Here is a 21,028-nt window from a genome sequence, read left to right on the forward strand (position 1 = left end):
TTGATAAATTAATTTGCGAATAAATAGGTATAAAAAAAGCTGAACCTTAATTTAGATTCAGCTTTAATATTAGCATAAGTTTTATTTTACGATAATTTTGACTTAAGATAAATATAGACTGGTTCAGTTTTATTAAACAATTAATAAACTTGATTCAGCAATATTGAACCGAAAAATAGCTTAGCCAGCTTATAAGCTTTACGCCACTTGCACAGGAATAATATTCGCAGTATCTTTTACGGTATTATCTTCGTTGCAATAGACCAGTCTAGGCTCATAAGTAGCAGCTTCTACTTCATCAAAATGAGCATAAGCACAAATGATGACGATATCGCCTAAATCTGCCATATGAGCGGCTGCACCATTCAATGAGATGATGCCTGAACCTGCCTCAGCGCGGATAGCATAAGTGCGAAAGCGTTTGCCATTAGTGACATTGTAGATATCGATAGATTCGTTCTCACGTAGACCTGCAAGATCTAACAAATCGCTATCGATACCACATGAGCCTTCGTAATGTAGCTCAGCATGGGTAACACGAGCGCGATGCAATTTGCATTTGAGCATATTAAGTAGCATAAGGTGCTTCCTTAGTGAATCTGATAATAAATAAAACTAATAATAAGTGAAACTAACAATGATTATAACTGAAACTGACGATAAGCCACTGATATTTAATGACTAAACTAAGGCATTAATGGGGACAATATCCAAAAATTCAAATGTTAAATTATGGGTCGAGTCATTCATTGGGCTTTATTTCATAGCAGTTTTTTACAGTAGGCGTATCATACCCTATCAATCAGGACATTTAAAACCATTAATGTGTTCACGCGCGCGTTCAATTTTGCCATCTAGTAACAGCGGCAAAGCTTCAAAAGCAGCACTCAATGCGCTATCAATAGCGATCTGCTCATTAGGAGCTGCTTTAGAGAGTACATGACCACTAACCTTGGACTTGTGCCCTGGATGACCGATACCGACGCGCAAACGATGAAAGTCATTGCCAATATGTGGGGTAATGTCACGTAGGCCATTATGCCCACCATGCCCGCCAGCCGTTTTGAGCTTGATGCTACCCGCTGGAATGTCCAGCTCATCATGGGCGATCAATATCTCATCATTGCTAATATTATAAAAATTCACCATCGGTACCACAGATTGACCCGACTTGTTCATAAAGGTAAGCGGCAGAAGCAAACGCACATCGTGCCCGTGAATCTGCCCACGTCCTGTAACACCATGGAACTTTTTATCATGTGAGAGCGATATATTAAACTGATGCGCTAGATGCTGCACGAACCAAAATCCAGCATTATGACGGGTGTATTGATATTGCTCGCCAGGATTACCAAGACCGACAATAAGCTTAATAGACATAGGAATGCTCTGCTGAAATATTAAAGTTAATGAATTTTAAAAAATAAACTTTAAAAAAATAACATTAAGTTCTTTTGAGTACTGTGAATACTATGAGTTACTTTTTTAAAATGTAGTCATAAAAAATAAATGATACAAAAACAGCAGGAGATAGCTATCCCCTGCTGCTTTTTGATTAAGTCACTTTTTTGTTCTAACGTAATGAATAACCTACGCTATAACAAAACAAGTGCTATTCTTCGCCGTCTTTATCTTCGTCAGCAGCTTCGCTGTCGCCATCTTGCTCAGTCGCTGGTACATCAGCTGCATCAACTTCATCAGCATCTTCGTCAACTTCTTCAACCGTTGGTGGCTGCATGTTAACGATAGTACGATCATGACCATCTTCAAGCTCAAGCTCTACGATCACAGCGCCTTCAGGTAGATTAACATCTGATAGACGGAATAGATCACCGATTTCCATACCTGATACGTCGATTTCTAGGTACTCAGGTAATTGTGAAGGTAAGCAAGAGATTTCGATATCTGATACTAGTGTAGATAAGATGCCGCCCTTAGCAGTACCTGGCGCTTCTTCACGGCCAGAGAAATGCACAGGGATGTTGATCGTAATCTTCTGACCTTTTACAATGCGCTGAAAGTCAGCATGCATTGGAAAGCCTTTAGCTGGATGGCGCTGCAAGTCTTTGATAAAAACTTGCGACTCATCACCCTTATCAGTAGTGATAGTCAAGATTTGTGAAAAGAAGGCTTCGTATTCAAGCGACTTTACCATCTCATTTAGTTTGATTGAGATAGCGACTGGCTCTTCACCACCACCATAAATGATAGCAGGAACTAGATTCTGCTTACGTAGGCGGCGGCTCGCACCTTTACCTTGTTGTTCAGCAGAGCGGTCAACCGCGTTAATTGCAAAATGATCAATAGCCATGGGATTAATCCTATAGGAAGTAAGTAAAGTATCTACCAGAAAAATAAACTTGCGACCAGTTTACTGCTGGATAATCGATACGGATATAGTACTGATTTAGAGTATAAAAAAGGTACTAATTAAGAAGTATGCATTGTGTCGCTAGGCTTAAAATTATTAAGTCTAAAGTTATTAAACCTAAAAACCGTAAAAATAAGCAATGTTAGCTAGTAATGAATACAGGCGCGTATTATACGTGGTTTTGTAGCAATAAGAAAGACATACAAAAAGTCAGCGCTAAAAAATGACTTTTAGCGCTGACTTTAACTAATAACTAGCGTCTGCAAAATTTAAGCGTCAAACATGGCACTAATAGACTCTTCGTTATTAATACGACGTAAGCTCTCAGCCAACATCGGTGCGATAGATATTTGGCGGATTTTACTACAAGCAGCAGCCTCATCAGATAATGGAATAGTATCCGTCACGACGATCTCATCCAATGCAGAGTCGCTAATGTTTTTGAGGGCATTACCCGATAACACAGGGTGAGTAATATAAGCCAATACGCGGCGAGCACCACTATCTTTTAACGCCTGCGCCGCTTTACATAAAGTACCTGCGGTATCGACCATATCATCAACAATCACACAGTCACGATCACGGACATCACCGATGATATTCATGACCTGCGACTCATTAGCACGCGCACGACGCTTATCGATAATAGCCAAATCAGCATCGCCCAATTGCTTAGCCATCGCCCGTGCACGCACTACACCTCCGACATCGGGGGAGACCACCATAATGTTATCGTAGTCTTGTTTTTCAAGATCATTGAGTAGCACAGGAGTGGCGTAGATGTTATCAACAGGAATATCAAAGAAGCCCTGAATCTGATCAGAATGCAAGTCAACGGTCATTACGCGATCGATGCTGACGATGTTGAGCATATCAGCGACGACTTTGGCAGAGATGGGCACACGAGCAGAACGAGGACGACGATCTTGGCGAGCATAACCAAAGTAGGGGATAACAGCCGTGATACGACCTGCGCTCGAACGACGCAAAGCGTCAGCCATCATCATGATTTCCATTAGGTTATCATTGGTTGGCGCACACGTCGGTTGCATGATAAATACATCTTTACCGCGCACATGTTCTTTTATCTCCACAGCAATTTCGCCGTCAGAAAAACGCGTGATATCAGCTTTACCAAGAGGAATATGCAGGTGGTCGGCTACGGTTTTTGCAAGTTCAGGGTGGGCAGTACCCGTAAAAATCGCCAAATATGGCATGACTAAGTCCTATTGAGTGACTCAAGCAGCGACCGCTAAGCAGTGTCTAACTGCCCAAATATAGATAAAAAGGAAATGAACGTCGTTAATAGCTATTTTGATTAATGGCTGTTTCGATTAGTGCTAAGACAGTAGAAAATGGTAGGGGTAGCTGGACTCGAACCAACGGATGTCAGGATCAAAACCTGATGCCTTACCAACTTGGCTATACCCCTGTAATGTGCAAGCGAACATTTAATAGTAAACAATATCCATAATGACTGTTAGTGACCGTCGAATACTATTTACAAAATGTTTTTTACTTAGCAGTTAGTCTATCGCTAAAATGATAACTAACTTTCCCTAACGGTGTTCGTTGCGAACTATACCGAAAATAGGCGGGTGTTGTCAATTGCTATAAGATAATCAATCGGTTAAATATCGATTATTATCTCTTATAAAGCACAGCAATATAAAACTTGAACTAATAAATGGCAGGGGTAGCTGGACTCGAACCAACGGATGTCAGGATCAAAACCTGATGCCTTACCAACTTGGCTATACCCCTATTGTGGCGACCTATTATATATAAACTTGCAAATTTTGCAAGTGGTTTACCATTATTATAGCTATTTGTTTACAATTAATTGAATTAGCTTAGTTTTGGTAATCTGCTATCTTTCATAATTTATTAGATAAGTTAGAAATGATAATTCTAGCGATTTGAAAATTTTTCTGCATCCATAAATTGCGAGCCTAAAAACTGAATATATCTACCTTCTAGGCATTTAGGATCTGCTTGTTGTTTAAAACCATAGTCATAGGTAGGATCATAATTTCCAGCATTTAGAGGACCGTTAGTAAAGAGCTTAGTATTTATAGGTATTTCGATACCATTAGCTGTCAAAACCTGTGCCTCTTCATTCCAAGTAGTTATACCATGAGGAAAAATTGGAACGTCAAGTTTATCACCGCTCTGAAGTAGTAGACAGCCATCTTTCATGACTAAAATACCACCAGTTGCTGGTTGTATTTCCATACCACTTTTATAAGGATAAGTGAAAAATTGGGCATATGACTTTTGATCGTACTCTATATTATCGACAGATACTTTGGGATTGGGTACTTTAATGTTTTGAACCTTTGCATCGGCTACTGGATATGAGTCATTATTTTTGATACAACCAGAAATTCCGATCGACATTGTGATTATACTTGGTAGCAGTATAGAAACGATTGGTTTCATAATGAAAAGCCTTTAATTTGCAATAAAGTATATTTGGAAAATTACAAAGTAGCAAAGCCGACTTATATTTTGATTCACTAGTGTTTATTTTTACGGGAAAGTATTAACTAACTTTCCTGTCATGAATACTGCCGGTTCTGTCAGGCAATCTGTATCTTTAGAATCTACAACCGCATAATCCCCTTTTTGAAAATGATAGTGACCTATATACTCTTTAATTACACCACCAGTAGTAATCTCTTCACCAAGTTTAACTTGAGTCCCATTTAAAGAAATCAAACCCTCGTCTTCAAAGAGAATCACTCTACCTGGATAAAAAACAGCACTAAAATATTCAGTATCATTTTGAACAAAATACAAGCAACTACTTTTAACTATATACTTGCCCTTCAAAACAAAATTAATCTCTTGCATCGAGAGAGTAGGCGCATAAGTGAACAGTTCAGCAGGCAAGCTTACACTAGGTGCTAAGTTAGGAATAGCTACTCGTTGAAAGTCCTTTTTTGCTTTCGCATTTGGTAGTGGCAATGGAACTATCTTGTCAGAAGTGCGATTTGGGGTAGAGTCAGTTTGGGGTAGAGAAAGTAATGAGCAGCCAAGCAAACTTGATAATAGACAAGCAAAAGTCGCGAACCTTGTTATGTGTTGATGCATATTTGAATAATTCATATTAATACCAACTTATTTTGTCTAATTATGATATGTCCTACGAACCACCCAAAAACCGCTAGGACTCAAAATTAAATCAAAAATGACGAGTAAAATTTCTTACAAATTATTGACCACATAACCTGCACAAGGCGCGTCTACAATCCACTTATTCAAAAGTGCTTTATTATCAACAATACCTCTATCTAACGGCAAAAATACCGCGCTGCCAGAGCCTGTCATGCGTGCAGTCGCTTGCGCTTGCGACTCTAAGCTTTGCAGATAAATGAGCGCTTCGCTAATCGCTGGAGCAAGGGCAGTGACTACGGGTGTAAAGACGTTTTGATAGGGCGTATTTAAATACTGTGCATATTCATCAGTATCATTTTTAATAGTGTCAATTGATAACGAGGCGATATTTCGTTGTAGCTTTGCATGGGCAAAAAGTTTGGCCGTATTGACATGAGCATTAGGCGTCAATACTAAATAATGCTGATCAGGCAGGTTAATTAACGTTAGTTGCTCGCCAATACCCATCGCGATGGCATCTTGCCCAAAGATAAAGATCGGTACATCTGCTCCAATAGTAGTGGCAATTTTTATCAATTCATCACAGCTTAGATTGAACTGCCAAATCTCGTTAAGCGCAAGCAAAGTCGTCGCTGCATTGGATGAGCCACCGCCTAGGCCTGCGCCCATTGGCAAGTGTTTGTCTAAAGTAATAGTCACTTTTTGCAAATGATCAGGCAGCTTTTGCATGTCTATAGCCGCTAGTAATAAAACGCGTGCCGCTTTAAATATCAAATTATCTTCTAAGCTGACAGTGATACTGTCTGCACCTGCAATTGTAATCAGCTTTTTGCAAATGCTAATGGCTTGCTGATTGCCATCACTATCAAAGGTAAAAATATCATCCAAATCTATTCTTTCAGAAGGCAGAAAATGCAAGTAATCACCCCAATCAAGCAGGCGAAATACCGTTTGCAAGTTATGATAGCCATCCGCTCGCTTGCCAGTAATATGCAAAAATAAGTTGATCTTTGCAGGAGACAAGCGAGTGATTAAGCTATCTAAAGGAGTATCGGTTGAGGCCATAACTATGTCTATAATAAAAGGCTATTAATTTTGATGATTAATGGTCATGACTACTTTATGACCTGCTGGTTGGATAGCTGTGATCTTATTCGGCAGCTTATCATTGCCTTTATAATTGAAGCTGGCGCTCCAATCGCCATTAGCTGAGCTAATCAAGCGATTTTGCGCATCTAACTGTGGCGCGCTATCTGAAGGTGCCGCGCGCCCTGATATCCAATAGGGCATTTGTGAAATAGGCGCTTGCCAACCAGTCGCTTGCTGGAGCAAAGTTTCAGGGTCATCTGCGGTCAGTGTACCTGTTTTTTCACTGACTAGCGTTGCGGTCTGACCATCATATTCGATGTTAGTTTTACCGATACCCAAAGCACCAATGAGCTCAATAGCAAAACGCTCGTTTTGCTGACCCCAAGCATAGAACGCACTGCCACCTTGTGTACCTGTATCAGCAGGCATAGTCACACCAATCTTACCATTTATGTTGAAATCAGAAAGTTTTTCAGTTGGTATCGTTGTAGGCGTAGTCACTGCTTGGTTCTTAGGTAGTGATTGACAACCCGAGATAACTAATAGTGCTGCGCTCATAGTTGCTATGGATAGTATTTTGTTAGATTTAGCAGTTTTATGCGAAGTTGTTGTTAGCACGGCTGACATAGTTATACCTTAAAATTATTAATGAGCTCTAAAAGTTAGACACAGCTTAAGCCATTTATGTTGCCCAGTTATGCATGAATGTTAGTTTATCTTTGGAGCCTTGTCTTTTAAATCAATACAACTGCACTCTATCATTGACGTTTTGTTGACCAAATGAAAAGCGTTGTTGCAAATCTGCGAGCAAATCTGCCACTTTTTCATTATTGCCTAAGCCTTGATAAGCACGGAGTAATAACGTACCTGAGCGTAATGTAGGCAGCACCTCATAAGGGGTCTGTAGGTAACTTATGACTTGAGTGTAGTTGTCAGTGGCAAGGGCGTCGCTGGCGAGTATATTGAGCGCCTGCAAGTGCAGCTCATTGTCATAACGCGGATCATCGTAACGAATCTGAATGATCGTATTTGCCAGTGCTAGCCCTTGCTCTGAGCCGCGATTACTAGCCAATAATAGCTGCGCGTAACTGAGCTGATAATTCAAATTGCTAGGCTCTAATGCTTGCAAATGATTGAGCAAAGCCCGCTTGACGACATAGTCTCGACGATCATCAAGCAGTTGCGCCCGAGCAAACAAAACCAGCTGATTATCTGGATATTTGCGACTGGCGCGCGTTAATAACTGCAGCGCCTCTTCAGGCTCATTTTGTTGCCATAGAATATCCGCTTGCATAACGAAGCTCTCAGGTGCAAACACACTATGCTGTTGGCGCAATAGCTGCAAGGTCGTAATAGCGGATTCAAAATTATTATTTAACAGCTCAAGAGCGACGACTTTTTCGCGCGCAGCTAGAACTAAGTCCTCACGCACAACCCCATTGAGATAGTATTTTGCTTGCTCAAAACGTTGTTGACGCTCAGCACTGATACCTAAATAGTAATAGGCTTGGTCTAGATAAGCAGGCGTCTTCGCTAAGACGTTTAATAGCCGATCGGCACTGCGATATTGCTCAACATCCAAGCTGACTAATGCGGCAAGCAGTGTAATTTCAGGATCATCTTCAAAGCGACTGTGCGCCTCTAGTAATAGCTGCCACGCCTCTTGGCTTTGCTTTAGATCTAGCAAATAGCGAATCTCATACAAATATAAGTTCTTGCTATCTGCATTACGCAAGCGCGCTTGATTAACATAGTTCAATACAGTTTCAGTAGGTTCAATTTTACGTAAAATGTCTGCTTTTAAAGTGATAAAAGGCACATAGTCAGACTGGCTTATAAGCGCCCGATTGATATGGATAAGCGCATTTTTCGGATCATTGAACTGATAAAGTAGACCTGCTTTGAGTACTGATAATGAAGCGTTTTCTTGGCTATCAATAGGTTGCAAAGCCGCAAGTAGCTCACGCTGATCATCGACACTATCAGGATAAATACCGATCAATATTTCGCTTAGATCTGCACGCGGATCATAGCGCAGAATACGATTAAGGGTTTCGCCTGCTAGCCTATAATCGTGCGCTTTCAATGCTAAGTGCGCCACATAAAACCAAGCAGGAACGTGATCAGGGTTTTGATCCTGCCAAGTTTTGGCAAAGATTAACGAGTCACTGATATTTTCATTGTCTAGCGAAAAACTAAGCGCACGCTCAAACACGGCGGTAGCCTCCTGCTTGAAGGATTGCTGCTTGTAGATTGTCAAAGCACGACGGGTATCACCACGATTAGCGGCAAACTCAGCGTCTAGCAGAGCATACAAACTTGGCTCATCAAGAGCTGACTGAGAAGAGTCGATTGAAAATAGATGGTTAGTAAAGACTGTCGGCAGATTGTTTTTATTAATTTTATCATCTATATCAAGAGCAACAGTAGTGGTGTTCTTGGCTTGAGACAAATCACTAGTATCACTCTTGGGAAGTATAGCTTCTAGCAAAGGGCTAAATAGATGAGCCTCAGCGTAAGCGGGCATAGCTAAGTACAGGCAAGCCGCCAACAATAACGTCAGCTTACGTCGCTGCTGTAATCGATCGATAATAGCATCGATAAAACGGCGAATACCCAAAGAGTGATCGCAGGCAGGTTTGAACACCAGTTTTGCATGATTACGAAACTTAAAAAATCTCATAGACAGTCATATTCATCCATAGCTATAGTCAACAGGTTGACACTATTATAATTATAAACCCTATTGTAATTATAAGTAGTATAAGAGCGGATGACGTCAATAAACAATAGTACTCCTGTTATTTATAATCAGATAACTGCAAATCTAACGACTATGTATTTATTACATTACTAAGCATACGTCCCTGTTTTTATTACTGATGATACTTATCGAGGCTTAGCAAATCAATTTAGCAATAAATAAGATGGGTATGAGGTGTAGTGACTAAAAGTACAGCAATGATTAAAAATATAGTAGCAGTTGATTTATTGCTATTTTGCCCAAATACAGACCATTACCGTTACCCACTTTAGGTCTGTGTCAAAAAAGTACCCCTGTGTCAAAAGAGTAAGCAACAGTGATATAATAGCCAGTCCTGTGCTTAGGGCAGCAGTTATTATGACTGTTTTAGGCGTCTTTTTATCTATGCAAGTGAGTAACACTGTCTAAGCTATCGCTTGATAAGTAGTATTTGTTAAGCGACTGTCACTATCAAATGAAAATAGCAGACAAATAAATAGCATGCACTTTATATTTATGGTTTATCAATAATGAGATTAGTGGTCATTGGGGTCAATCACAAAACCGCACCAATCGCTTTGCGTGAGCGCTTGGCGTTCGTGGGTGATGATATAAATAGTGCGTTAGTCCAACTCAAAACCTTTACCGATGGTAGTGTCATTGTTTCAACCTGCAATCGTACAGAAATCTATGCGTTAATGCCGCAACCAATCAGCGCAACGGGTTCGATAACTGTAGCGATGGAGCAGCACATTGCTGATATTAAATCTTGGCTTGGTGATTTTAAAAAATTATCGGCAGCTCAGGTTGAAGGCTTTTTATATGTGCATCAAGATACCCACGCACTCACTCACTGGTTACGAGTCGCCGCAGGTCTTGACTCTATGATCTTAGGTGAGCCACAAATACTCGGTCAGATCAAGCAAGCCGTGCAATTGGCACATACAGAACAGGCGCTAAGCTCGCAGTTAGGTTGGATTGTAGATCAAGTGTTTGCTGCCGCCAAACGCGTGCGCAATGAAACTAACGTTGGTGCACAAGCGGTGTCTTTAGGATTTGCCGCTGCTAAATTGGTCACCCAAATTTTTGATAATCTACCCAGTCGTACGCTAGTTGTCGTCGCAGCTGGTGAGATGAATCGTCTAGTAGCTACTCATATAGCAGGATTAGGTGTCGGTCGAATTATCATCTGTAATCGCAGTCCTGAGCGTGCTGAAGCTCTAGCGACTGAGCTGCGTCAAGCCAACCTTAAGTTAGCGAACTTCAGTGTCGAGGTGCGCCCATTACAAGAGCTGCCACAGGTACTAGCAGAGGCGGACATCGTGAGTAGTTGTAGTGGCAGTATGGATGTACTGATCAATAAGAATATGACCGCTCAAGCGCTCAAGCAGCGCCGTTACAGACCTATGCTAATGATAGATTTGGCAGTGCCGCGCGATATTGACTCAACTATCAGTCAAATGGATGATGTGTATCTATATTCTGTTGATGACTTGCAGCATGTTATAGCAGGTAATCTAGAGCGACGCCGCCAAGCAGCAGTAGATGCGGAATTGTTGGTTAGTCAATTAGTGGTTGAGATAGAACGACGCTTTCAGGTACGTAAAGTGGGGCATGATATCGAGCAATATCGCAATCATACCCAGCTGCAAGTTGAGGAGCTACTTGGTAATGCTCTCAAAAAGCTCGATAGTGGTGAGATGGATGCGAATTCAGCAATGGTTGAATTGACGCGGCAGCTTACCCAAACTTTGAGCCATGCACCCTCCAAGCTGATGCGTAAAGCGGCTCGGGAAGGTGACAGTGAGCTACTTGATTTTGTGGTTTCAGGCTTGCATGGTGCTTATCGCAAGCGCAGATAATGCGTCACTATATTGGCAAACCATTATCTACTATAACTATTAGTATTAGGCTCAGAACTTTAAGATTGCTTTTAAAGCGCTAATAACTGATGACAATAGCCTAAAATTCTGTTATTTTAGAATGTGTTAATAATCGATTTACCTAATATATTAATCAACAACTTATCTTGGTCAAACGCTCAAATTTGTCTTGGTTAAAAGTATAGTAGTACACAAAACATAGCGGTAATATATCAATTATCGTTACTGTTATTTCATAATCAACAGTTCCATTATCATCTGTCTGCCGCCGCGCTACAACCATGATGGTACTGATGTCAAAGCAGTATTGCCTAGACTTATCATTAGACATAACTTATCAACGGCAATAGTGCAAGGTAAAAGTGCTATATCGTCAATCTCATGCAGCACCTTCTTCAATACCTAAGTAGCAAACCCTGTAATAAGCCCTATAGTTGTGTCTAAAAGTTATTGAGCACCATCAGACTTTTTACTAGAGCCATAAGCAAGCACTAGCTCAGTTTCATCTCTATTTGTTTTATTTCTATTTATTTAAACTTACTTCACTTATATTTCAACAACCAACAAGGAAAGTCCTATGTCTGCATTACTAAAAGATATTGATCCAGAAGGTTTATTAGAGTATTCAGTAGTCTATACTGACCGCGCCCTAAATCACATGTCAAGCTCATTCCAGCAAGTCATGAATGATCTGTCACGTGATCTAAAGTCAGTCTATAAAGCTGAAGCGGTCGCTATTATTCCAGGTGCTGGAACTTATGGTATGGAGGCGGTAGCGGCTCAGTTGGCTCAAGACCAAGATACGTTAGTGATCCGTAACGGTTACTTTAGCTATCGTTGGACGCAGATCTTAGAAAAAAATAAACTTGGCAATACTAATACCGTACTAGCTGCGCATCACGCTGAAGATACTAACGAAAGCAGTGATGCAAAAAAGCCATTTGCTCCTGTAGATATCGAAGTCGCCGTTGCCAAGATCAAAGAGCTTAAGCCTGGTATCGTATTTGCGCCGCACGTCGAGACCTCAGCAGGTATTATCTTACCAAACCATTATATCAAAGCCTTAGCCGAAGCTACTCATAGCGTTGGTGGCTTGTTAGTTATCGATTGTATCGCTTCAGGCTGTGTGTGGCTCGATATGAAAGAGCTGGGTATTGATCTATTAATCAGTGCACCACAAAAAGGCTGGAGCAGTACCCCTTGTGCCGGCATCGTCATGATGAGCGAAGCGGCCATTGCCAAGGTAGAAACGACTGAATCTAATAGCTTTAGCTTAGATCTAAAACAGTGGCTCACGATTATGCGCGCCTTTGAAAACGGTGGTCATGCGTATCATGCGACTATGCCAACAGACAGCTTACGCCAGTTCCGTGACACGGTTAATGAGGCCAAAGAGATCGGTTTAGACAAGCTATGTGACGCGCAGTGGGAGCTGGGTAACCGTATCCGCCATGTACTAGAGTCTAAAGGCTTTGAGAGCGTTGCCGCCGAAGGTTATAAAGCGCCAGGTGTTGTAGTTTCTTATACCAGCCGTGATGATATGCATAAAGGTAGCGCCTTTGCTGAAGCAGGCATGCAAATTGCCTCAGGTGTTCCTTTAAAAGTGGGCGAGCCTGAGAGCTTCAAAACCTTCCGCTTAGGTCTATTTGGTTTTGATAAACTACAAGATATCGATGGTGCCGTTGAGCGTTTTGAAACGATACTAAATCAAGTTATTGAAAAACAGCCTAGCTAATAGGACTTTTATTAGTTAAGCGCTTATTAGTATAAAAATACTGAGTTACTAAAGATAGTGACTCAGTATTTTTTTATCATTATATTATACTTTATAATATAATGTATAATAGTGCGATGACATTAAGTCAAATAAAAATCAGAATGAGTAACTAATTATGAGCATACAAATAGACTGGCAAGTTTTTACCCCGATATCATTAGTAGGTGGCATGATGATAGGGGTAGCAACTGTCATTTTGCTATTGGGTATCGGACGCATCGCTGGTATTAGTGGCATCGCTGCAAGCTTATTAAAACCTAAAGGATTAGAGCTTTGGCAAGTGCTGTTTATAGTGGGGCTTATCGTCTCACCGTTACTCTATCAGTTAATCGCTCCACTACCAGCCGTGCAAGTGACAAGCTCTTTGCCATTACTCATTATTGCAGGACTGATAGTCGGCTTTGGCACGCGCTTGGGCTCAGGCTGTACTAGTGGTCATGGCATATGCGGTAATGCACGCTTATCACCACGCTCTATGGCAGCCACCGCGACCTTTATGGGTTTTGGTATTGCAACAGTATTTATCGGACGGCAGGTTTTGGGCATTATTTAATGTCTTTCACCTATGATAAAACGGTTTCTATAAAGATAAATTGCGAGAACTAAAAATGTTAAAAAATATAATAGGCTTATTGGTAGGATTGTTATTTGGCTTTGGGCTATTAATATCAGGCATGACGGATCCTGTCAAAGTACAAGGGTTTTTGGATGTGTTCGGGGCATGGGATATCTCTTTGGCACTGGTGATGGGCGGTGGATTATTAGTCGCCATTGTTGGGGTGCAATTGGCAAAACGTCAACAGACTAGCTGGATTGGTACAAGCATTGACATGCCTAGCAAAACGGTTATTAATAAAAAGCTATTAACTGGCGCGATGCTATTCGGTATCGGTTGGGGATTGGTAGGCATCTGCCCTGGACCTGGGATTGTGCTGCTCGGTACAGGTATCTGGCAAGCGTATGTATTTATCCCTGCAATGATCATTGGCATGCTGGCATATCAATGGCTTGAGCCTAAGATTGGTTGAAAGATTCAATAATTCACGGTACACAAAAAAAAGTCAGTCTAATTGAATTAGACTGACTTTTTTTATGAGTGACAATAATTGGCTTAAAGTTTTACTGGTTCGAAGGCTTCACTTTAGCCGTTTCATGAGCCATCGATTTGGCGGCTTGACGTAGCTCAAACTTTTGTACTTTACCCGTACTAGTCTTAGGGATTTTGGCAAAGATAATATACTTAGGCACTTTAAAACCTGCTAAGTGCTGCTTGCAATGATTAATGACTGTCTCACGCTGCAAGGTATTGCCATCGTGAATTTCGATAAAGGCGACAGGTACTTCACCCCATTTATCATATGGTGCAGCAACGACAGCGCAGCTCAAAATCTCGGGTATTTTATATAAAGTATTCTCAATCTCAATGCTAGAGATATTTTCACCGCCTGAGATAATGATGTCTTTAAGCCTATCCATAATTTTGATATAGCCATCAGGATATTTAACGCCCAAATCACCAGTACGAAACCAACCGTCTTTAAATGCAGCTTCGGTAGCTTTACGACTCTTTAGATATCCTTTCATGATCATGTTACCGCGTAGTGCCAGCTCACCCATTTCTTCACCATCAGCACTTACAGGATCAGTCGTACCTTGTTTAAACACTTCAAAGCCTGTCATCAAATGTGAGATCACCCCTTGACGAGATTTTTTTTGTGCGCGTTCGCTTACGCTTAGAGCGTCCCATTCCTCTTGCTCAGCGCAGATAGTTACAGGCCCATAAGCTTCCGTCAATCCATACACATGCGAGATATCAAAACCCATCGTTTCCATCGCGGTAAGCATTGTTTCTGACGGCGGCGCGCCAGCAACCCAGCCTTTTACTTTATGAGTGATAGCTTGTTTATACTTATCTTTGCCATTGGCTATCATATTATGTACAACGGGCGCTGAGCAGTAATGGCTGACTTTATATTTATCGATCAATTGCAGTATCAAGTCGGCATCTATCTTGCGTAGACAGACGTTGACCCCAGTGCGTTCAGCGATAGCCCAAGGGAAGCACCAGCCATTACAATGAAATAATGGTAGCGTCCATAGATATATGGCGTGCTTGGGCATATCCCAATCTAAGATATTGGAGACTGCATTTAGCGTAGCGCCGCGATGATGATAGACCACGCCTTTAGGCGTCCCCGTAGTGCCTGAAGTATAGTTGAGCGCAATCGCATCCCATTCATCAGCAGGCTTCTCCCAATGGTCTAAATTATCGGAGCTGGCGATTAATGCCTCATAACTCATCTTGCCAAAGCTTTTGATATCGATAGCTGCATCTGTAGCATGAATGACGATTAAATTTGGAAAAGTCTCATCAATAATCTCAGCTAAATCTGCAAACTCACTGTCCATGATTAAAACTTTGGCTTCAGAATGTTGCACACAAAAAGTGAGCGCATTAATATCTAAGCGCGTATTCAAAGTACAAAGTACCCCACCTGACATAGGAATACCAAAAGCACATTCAACCATCGCCGGTGTGTTAGGCAGCATGACGGCAACGGTATCATTTTTATCGATACCTAGTTTGCGCAGGCTATCAGCCAGCTGGCGACAACGGTTAAAAGTCTGTTGCCAGGTTTGGGTGAGGTTATTATGCTCAAGGTCATCGTAGATAATAGCGGTTTTATTAGGATAAACCTGTGCGCTACGAATAATAAAATCAATAGGAGTAAGAGGCTGATAGTTGGCAGAGTTTTTACCAAGACCTGTATGAAAGTCAGTCATAGAGATAATCCTTTATTATTTAGTGGTTATAATTATTTTAACGACTCTTATTTATTATAGATAAAAGATTTTAGAAAGTAAGGTGGTTTGATCGTGTTTGCCAGGTTTTTTCTTAATAACATAATGCTCACTCATCAGTCGCCTATGTGCATAGCTGGCAATAAAGGCATTATGCTACGATGTACTACCACTGACTATTCAGAATGTTTGATTTGCTTTAATAGTAGTACTTTATTGATTCATAAGGATAATGACATGAGCGCCAGCACGAATAATACTGCCAGCCAAGAAAAACGAAGTAAGTTTAAGAAGTTCAGAAAAAGTCGCAAAAATACTGATCGTATTGTCACAACTAGCGCCGCTAATGATTCTGAGCACGGCTCTAGCCACTATCCACATCTATTTGAGCCCTTAGACTTGGGATTTACTAGCCTAAAGAACCGTCTGGTTATGGGCTCTATGCATACGGGGTTAGAGGACAGATTCTATAACTACGGTAAGCTTGCCGCCTACTTTGCCGAACGTGCCAAAGGCGGTGTGGCAATGATGATTACGGGTGGTATTTCACCCAATCGCGAAGGTTGGTTGCTGCCTGCTGGCGGCACGATGAATACAAAGATGGATGTTATCAACCATCAAAAAGTAACGCGCGCCGCTCATAAATATGACAGCAAAATCATTATGCAAATATTGCATAGTGGTCGCTATGGTTATCATCCGTTTGTCGTGTCATCGAGTCCGATTAAGTCGCCTATTTCACCGTTTAAACCGCGTAAAATGAGCATCAAAAATATCGAGCAGACAGTAGAGGACTACGCGCGCTGTGCCAAATTAGCCAAGCAAGCAGGCTATGATGGTGTAGAAATTATGGGCTCTGAAGGCTACTTGCTCAATCAGTTTTTATCGCGTCATGTTAATAAACGTGACGATATATATGGTGGCGATATCAGCGGACGTATGAAACTGGCAGTCGATATAGTCAAGGCGGTACGCAAAGCTGCTGGTGATGATTTTATTATTCTATTTCGCTTATCGGTCATTGATTTGGTCAAAGACGGCAACGTCATGGATGAAGTCATTACTGTTGCCAAAGCGTTAGAGGAAGCAGGTGTGACCATCATGAATACGGGTATCGGCTGGCATGAAGCGCGGGTTCCTACTATTGTCACTAGCGTACCGCGCGCCGCTTTTGTGGACTTTACTGCTGAGATCAAAAAGCATATCAGCATCCCAATGATGGCCGCGAATCGTATCAATATGCCCGATACCGCAGAAGACATCGTCGCTACTGGTAAGGCGGACTTGATTCAAATGGCGCGTCCGTTCTTAGCCGATCCGAGCTGGGTCAATAAAGCCAAAGCAGGCGATGCTGATCGTATTAATACTTGCATTGCCTGTAACCAAGCTTGCCTCGATCATACTTTTGAGAATAAGCGCTCAACTTGTCTAGTCAATCCGCAAGCTTGTTATGAGACGGAGCTGGTCTACAAAAAGACCAAAAAGCCTAAAAAAGTCGCGGTCATCGGTGGCGGTGTCGCGGGTATGTCAGCCGCGCATGTCGCAGCGCTGCGTGGTCATGAGGTCACACTATTTGAAGCCCGTGATATCTTAGGCGGGCAGTTTAACTACGCCAAAGTCATCCCAGGTAAAGAAGAGTTCTTTGAGACTATTCGCTACTATATCAATGAGCTTGAGCACTTAAATGTTGAGATTAAGCTCAATACCAAAGTCGATAAAGCGATGCTTGAGGCAGGTAAGTTCCATCATGTCATCGTCGCGACGGGTGTTGTGCCTAGAACACTAGCGGGCAAGTTAGAAGGCGCTGATCTACCACAAGTGATGACTTATGCGGAACTACTCTCAGGTGAAAAATCAGTCGGTGATACGGTCGCAGTCATCGGTGCGGGTGGTGTTGGCTTCGATGTTAGTGAATATCTCACCGCGCGCCATGGTCAGCCATTAGATCAGTTAGCACCTGAAACGCTTAAAGATCCCAGCTATCGCCCAGAGCCGCAATCGGTAGATGAGTGGCGTGAAGAATGGGGCGTCACTGAAGATATGGATTATCAAAGCGATGGTGGTTTAATTAAGCCGGACGCTATTACGCCTATTCGCCAAGTGTATATGATTCAGCGTAGCAAAGGTCGCTTGGGCAGTGGCTTGAATAAAACCTCAGGCTGGGTGCATCGTGCGCATGTTAAGTCACACGGCGTCATCCAAGTATCGGGTGTCCAGTATGAAAAGATTACTAACGAAGGTATTTGGATTACCAATACTCAAGGTCAAAGTCAACTATTACGTGTCGATAGCGTCGTAATCTGCGCAGGTCAAGAGTCAGTAGTCGAGCTTATGCCAAATGTTGGCGATGCACCTGACGCGCAATATCATCTGATCGGCGGCGCAAAACTAGCGGCCGAGCTGGATGCTAAACGCGCTATTCGGGAAGGGGCTGAGGTTGCGGTTGGGATTTAGAGCTTTAGGTTTGATATAAAAGCGGCGAGATTAATTATCTTGCCGTTTTTTTTGTATAGCAATTATTTTCACAGATTTTTTAAAATGAAATTATCAGTAGCTTAACTCAACAAACAATGGCTTTATTTCGTTGTTTTATACTTCTATACTAATTTAAAAATTGCTCAAAGCTAATTTCACTCTTACGTCATAGCGAATCGACAATGATACTCATTCCTCGTACCCTACTGTTAACAAAATTTTATCTATCCAGCTGTCTCTTGATTGGTGGCTGCTCAACCCTATATGAACCACAAAAACTAAATAATACCTTTGCATTGTCTGAAACTACGCAAGTGAATAGTAGTGCGGACGAGTTTGATACAGTTCCTACTTGGTATGAATTAGTTTCTAAAGGCGTCGAACTACTTCCTGAAGCTCGAAATACTTACGATACACAAGAACCAGAACTAACGGTAATGGGTCCTGCTCAAGTCTTAGCGCTTGACTCCAAATACTATGCTAGGGCTTACGATATCGATCATACTGAAGCCATGCGTCAGATGCTTATCCAGCATGATAATCAAAAACAAAATAACGCACTTCAGGCAGAATTTGGCGATAGGATAGTGACACGGGGCCTTATTAATGAGCCTGAATATGGCATTTTGATAACTTTAGCGGATACTGGTGCGCTGCCGCCTGATCGAATATTATATCGTCCTGCTAATAAGCTCAGTGAGCGTGAAACTGTTTTTGAAAGTTATAAGACGATGACGTCAGAAGGTATTATGCTCACTCAATCTGAATTAGATAACGCTATGGCGCTTATTGAGTCGCCAACGCGTTTTATCGTAAAGTTTGAGATTAGTCCGAAAGCAAAGAACCTGACAGACGCACAAAAGCAACTTATGTATGAACGCTCTAATGAGCTAAATAAGCAAATACCTATGCTCATTGGAAGCTCATACGATAGTAGAGAAGGCGAATATAGAATATACGTGCATGCTGACGATGCTAAAGCTGCAGGGTTCACTGAAGAAAAACTGAAGCAAATTGGTGAAAAATTGATGAGAATGCCTATCCAGATTAAGTGGGGAAGAGGCTATGCTACTTACGGAAGTGAGTAAATGATAATTGTGGGTTAGAATATTTCAGCGCGCAGGGTGGCTAAGCAAAAGCTTAACCCACCAAATCTATAATTTTAATATTTAACGATGCGTTACGTCTTGCCTGCACTCTACAAGAGTTTGACAAGCCTAACGCCACCCTACGTCCACTACCAAAAGTTTATTATCTATTAAATAAGCGATAAATCGAGTCATTATCTTTTGCTAAAACTAGTATCTGGCGTTCCTTTAAAACACCCGAGCACCCATGGGTAAGAGTCAGTAATATAATAGCCATAGCTACCATCAATCGTCATGCCATTGCATTCGTCGAGATCGCCGGAGCTTTGTGAATACTGATAATCATCGATGTAAGTACCATCATAACTTCCACCAGGATTAATACCGTTTTGTTCGACGCGATTACCTGATTTGAGTGCATAACTTGAAGTCGCTTTTCTGATAGTTCCAGCGTCGTTAAAATACGAGCCGTAGATAGGATAACCATCAGCTGCAAAACCCACTACAGGAGATTGAATCGCTGTATCCGAATAAAATAAAGCATTTGGATTACCATGATAATGATAAGTCCCATCTGGCTGGGTATGGGCATTATGCGAATCTGTACTAAAATTTGATAAAGATGACATCGGATCAAATCTAAAAGGCGCATTCATATCATTGCAGCCAATCCTACCATCACCTACGCCAAAACATCCCGCTGCAAGCAGATCCAGTTTGACTCCATTTAAGAAAATCGCATTATCTGAGGTTAAAGAAAGCTCTGTGATAGAAGCTGACATAGTTGGGCTTTGAGTGACTTGATAGGTTTTATTGTTTTCTGATACGTTAGTGACAAAATTGGCATTATTATCATTAAAATTGTGATTAGGTATTGAGTTCGTGCTAAATAAACACTTATTACTATCTAGTGTTATTTTGAGATCGCCCTCGAGAATGACGTTTCTTTGCACATCTAACGCCGTTGAGGTGTAATTATTTACATACTCTGCGCAATTCGTGGCTCTGCTTTCTAATATAATATCTGTAATATCGACACTAGCATCCATACTGTCCGTCGTTCCAGTGTCAGAGTTGTCACTATCAGTGATGATACCAGTACTTGGATTAGAGACACTATCAACATCTGATGAAGAACCTCCGCAGCCGCTTAAGACAAAAGCGGTTATGAAAAAAAATAATATCGCATAAAAACTCCTTTTTTAAAGTATTACAAGTAAATGTGAAGCGCGTAAGAATGTTAATATTATAGTAAAACTATAATATTAACATTTGATAGACCTTATTTAAGCTATTTTTTTCATGAATCTAGATAGTGTGCATAGAATTAATCATTCGTAAGCAAGCGTAGGCTGGGCTTTTAGCACAGCTTTATCTATTAAATATAAGCAAATTTATAATTGTCAAACCATCTGAATCTAATAGAACCAAATATAGCGCTATTTTTGTTAGTTTAGCCGTGACTGTAGCGGTTGTCCTGCTCGTTTGGGCGAGTTGTGCAGTCTTTCCAGAAAATCATAGATTTTCTCTTGTGTCGGGTTAAGTGTCTGGGAAACACTTAATGTTTCCTTCCTTATATCGAGGCAACAAAAACGACTCAAACCGTGTCAGCGCCTCGCCCAGCTGAGGAGATAAAAGAGTAAAGCAGGAAATAGCTCCCCACTCAAAAAACTGTCTCCC

General features: G+C 41.4%; 17 protein-coding genes and 2 tRNA genes. 6 read left to right on the forward strand and 13 right to left on the reverse strand.

Annotated elements, in window-relative coordinates; translation table 11 throughout:
- Positions 1-198: 198 nt before the first annotated feature.
- The 11 genes from panD to ACR63T_RS01140 all read right to left on the reverse strand — a co-directional run bounded on the left by panD (position 199) and on the right by ACR63T_RS01140 (position 9,263).
- The gene (gene panD / locus ACR63T_RS01090) at positions 199-579 is read right to left on the reverse strand and encodes an aspartate 1-decarboxylase (protein ID WP_201571126.1); all 381 of its coding nucleotides are present in this window, start codon (positions 577-579) and stop codon (positions 199-201) included.
- Between the two features lie 219 nt (positions 580-798).
- On the reverse strand, positions 799-1,380 hold the full coding sequence (gene pth / locus ACR63T_RS01095; protein WP_305899383.1) for an aminoacyl-tRNA hydrolase: 582 nt from the start codon (positions 1,378-1,380) through the stop codon (positions 799-801).
- A 232-nt stretch (positions 1,381-1,612) separates the two neighbouring features.
- Positions 1,613-2,311: a 50S ribosomal protein L25/general stress protein Ctc gene (locus ACR63T_RS01100; RefSeq protein WP_201571128.1), complete on the reverse strand. Its 699-nt coding sequence runs from the start codon at positions 2,309-2,311 to the stop codon at positions 1,613-1,615.
- 329 nt (positions 2,312-2,640) lie between these two features.
- Complete coding sequence (locus ACR63T_RS01105; protein ID WP_201571129.1) at positions 2,641-3,588, reverse strand: ribose-phosphate pyrophosphokinase; 948 nt, start codon at positions 3,586-3,588, stop codon at positions 2,641-2,643.
- A gap of 139 nt (positions 3,589-3,727) precedes the next feature.
- A tRNA-Gln gene (locus ACR63T_RS01110) sits at positions 3,728-3,803 on the reverse strand.
- A gap of 256 nt (positions 3,804-4,059) precedes the next feature.
- A tRNA-Gln gene (locus tag ACR63T_RS01115) sits at positions 4,060-4,135 on the reverse strand.
- Between the two features lie 147 nt (positions 4,136-4,282).
- Positions 4,283-4,813 (reverse strand): hypothetical protein, encoded by a 531-nt coding sequence (locus tag ACR63T_RS01120; RefSeq protein WP_472784485.1) that lies wholly within the window; start codon positions 4,811-4,813, stop codon positions 4,283-4,285.
- A gap of 90 nt (positions 4,814-4,903) precedes the next feature.
- Positions 4,904-5,482 carry a hypothetical protein gene (locus ACR63T_RS01125; RefSeq protein WP_472784486.1) on the reverse strand — a complete coding sequence of 193 codons (579 nt, stop codon included), beginning with the start codon at positions 5,480-5,482 and terminating at the stop codon, positions 4,904-4,906.
- A 99-nt stretch (positions 5,483-5,581) separates the two neighbouring features.
- The gene (gene ispE / locus ACR63T_RS01130) at positions 5,582-6,556 is read right to left on the reverse strand and encodes a 4-(cytidine 5'-diphospho)-2-C-methyl-D-erythritol kinase (protein ID WP_472784487.1); all 975 of its coding nucleotides are present in this window, start codon (positions 6,554-6,556) and stop codon (positions 5,582-5,584) included.
- Between the two features lie 24 nt (positions 6,557-6,580).
- Positions 6,581-7,207, reverse strand: a complete 627-nt coding sequence (lolB, locus tag ACR63T_RS01135) for a lipoprotein insertase outer membrane protein LolB (protein WP_305899385.1) — start codon at positions 7,205-7,207, stop codon at positions 6,581-6,583.
- Positions 7,208-7,319: 112 nt separating this feature from the next.
- Positions 7,320-9,263, reverse strand: coding sequence for a tetratricopeptide repeat protein (locus ACR63T_RS01140; RefSeq protein WP_472784488.1), 1,944 nt, complete (start codon positions 9,261-9,263; stop codon positions 7,320-7,322).
- A 590-nt stretch (positions 9,264-9,853) separates the two neighbouring features.
- Here ACR63T_RS01140 and hemA point away from each other — a divergent pair.
- From hemA to ACR63T_RS01160, 4 genes are all read left to right on the forward strand, one after another.
- Complete coding sequence (hemA, locus tag ACR63T_RS01145) at positions 9,854-11,185, forward strand: glutamyl-tRNA reductase (RefSeq protein WP_472784489.1); 1,332 nt, start codon at positions 9,854-9,856, stop codon at positions 11,183-11,185.
- 598 nt (positions 11,186-11,783) lie between these two features.
- Positions 11,784-12,941, forward strand: coding sequence for an aminotransferase class V-fold PLP-dependent enzyme (locus ACR63T_RS01150; RefSeq protein ID WP_201571136.1), 1,158 nt, complete (start codon positions 11,784-11,786; stop codon positions 12,939-12,941).
- Between the two features lie 157 nt (positions 12,942-13,098).
- Positions 13,099-13,536 carry a YeeE/YedE family protein gene (locus ACR63T_RS01155; RefSeq protein WP_201571138.1) on the forward strand — a complete coding sequence of 146 codons (438 nt, stop codon included), beginning with the start codon at positions 13,099-13,101 and terminating at the stop codon, positions 13,534-13,536.
- 55 nt (positions 13,537-13,591) lie between these two features.
- Positions 13,592-14,011: a DUF6691 family protein gene (locus ACR63T_RS01160; RefSeq protein WP_472784490.1), complete on the forward strand. Its 420-nt coding sequence runs from the start codon at positions 13,592-13,594 to the stop codon at positions 14,009-14,011.
- 91 nt (positions 14,012-14,102) lie between these two features.
- Here the strand turns inward: ACR63T_RS01160 and ACR63T_RS01165 are convergent, their stop codons facing one another.
- Positions 14,103-15,767, reverse strand: a complete 1,665-nt coding sequence (locus ACR63T_RS01165; protein ID WP_472784491.1) for an AMP-binding protein — start codon at positions 15,765-15,767, stop codon at positions 14,103-14,105.
- Between the two features lie 255 nt (positions 15,768-16,022).
- Here ACR63T_RS01165 and ACR63T_RS01170 point away from each other — a divergent pair, with 255 nt between their 5' ends.
- Positions 16,023-18,239: a 2,4-dienoyl-CoA reductase FMN-binding domain-containing protein gene (locus ACR63T_RS01170; protein ID WP_472784492.1), complete on the forward strand. Its 2,217-nt coding sequence runs from the start codon at positions 16,023-16,025 to the stop codon at positions 18,237-18,239.
- A 203-nt stretch (positions 18,240-18,442) separates the two neighbouring features.
- Positions 18,443-19,348 (forward strand): hypothetical protein, encoded by a 906-nt coding sequence (locus tag ACR63T_RS01175; RefSeq protein ID WP_472784493.1) that lies wholly within the window; start codon positions 18,443-18,445, stop codon positions 19,346-19,348.
- 194 nt (positions 19,349-19,542) lie between these two features.
- Here ACR63T_RS01175 and ACR63T_RS01180 read toward each other — a convergent pair whose 3' ends face one another.
- Entirely contained in the window at positions 19,543-20,397 is an 855-nt protein-coding gene (locus ACR63T_RS01180) for a YHYH protein (RefSeq protein WP_472784494.1), read from the reverse strand.
- Between the last annotated feature and the right edge of the window lie 631 nt (positions 20,398-21,028).

The sequence above is a fragment of the Psychrobacter sp. M17(2026) genome (assembly GCF_055699815.1).

Bases quoted from the DNA above. Each gene is read 5' to 3' on its own strand.
- ACR63T_RS01100 (WP_201571128.1), bottom strand. From the start codon at position 2,311: ATGGCTATTGATCATTTTGCAATTAACGCGGTTGACCGCTCTGCTGAA.
- ACR63T_RS01180 (WP_472784494.1), bottom strand. From the start codon at position 20,397: ATGGATGCTAGTGTCGATATTACAGATATTATATTAGAAAGCAGAGCC.
- ACR63T_RS01105 (WP_201571129.1), bottom strand. From the start codon at position 3,588: ATGCCATATTTGGCGATTTTTACGGGTACTGCCCACCCTGAACTTGCA.
- ACR63T_RS01150 (WP_201571136.1), top strand. From the start codon at position 11,784: ATGTCTGCATTACTAAAAGATATTGATCCAGAAGGTTTATTAGAGTAT.
- ACR63T_RS01125 (WP_472784486.1), bottom strand. From the start codon at position 5,482: ATGAATTATTCAAATATGCATCAACACATAACAAGGTTCGCGACTTTT.
- ACR63T_RS01165 (WP_472784491.1), bottom strand. From the start codon at position 15,767: ATGACTGACTTTCATACAGGTCTTGGTAAAAACTCTGCCAACTATCAG.
- ACR63T_RS01175 (WP_472784493.1), top strand. From the start codon at position 18,443: ATGATACTCATTCCTCGTACCCTACTGTTAACAAAATTTTATCTATCC.
- ACR63T_RS01155 (WP_201571138.1), top strand. From the start codon at position 13,099: ATGAGCATACAAATAGACTGGCAAGTTTTTACCCCGATATCATTAGTA.
- panD (WP_201571126.1), bottom strand. From the start codon at position 579: ATGCTACTTAATATGCTCAAATGCAAATTGCATCGCGCTCGTGTTACC.
- ACR63T_RS01170 (WP_472784492.1), top strand. From the start codon at position 16,023: ATGAGCGCCAGCACGAATAATACTGCCAGCCAAGAAAAACGAAGTAAG.
- ACR63T_RS01120 (WP_472784485.1), bottom strand. From the start codon at position 4,813: ATGAAACCAATCGTTTCTATACTGCTACCAAGTATAATCACAATGTCG.
- pth (WP_305899383.1), bottom strand. From the start codon at position 1,380: ATGTCTATTAAGCTTATTGTCGGTCTTGGTAATCCTGGCGAGCAATAT.
- lolB (WP_305899385.1), bottom strand. From the start codon at position 7,207: ATGTCAGCCGTGCTAACAACAACTTCGCATAAAACTGCTAAATCTAAC.
- ACR63T_RS01160 (WP_472784490.1), top strand. From the start codon at position 13,592: ATGTTAAAAAATATAATAGGCTTATTGGTAGGATTGTTATTTGGCTTT.
- ispE (WP_472784487.1), bottom strand. From the start codon at position 6,556: ATGGCCTCAACCGATACTCCTTTAGATAGCTTAATCACTCGCTTGTCT.
- ACR63T_RS01140 (WP_472784488.1), bottom strand. From the start codon at position 9,263: ATGAGATTTTTTAAGTTTCGTAATCATGCAAAACTGGTGTTCAAACCT.
- hemA (WP_472784489.1), top strand. From the start codon at position 9,854: ATGAGATTAGTGGTCATTGGGGTCAATCACAAAACCGCACCAATCGCT.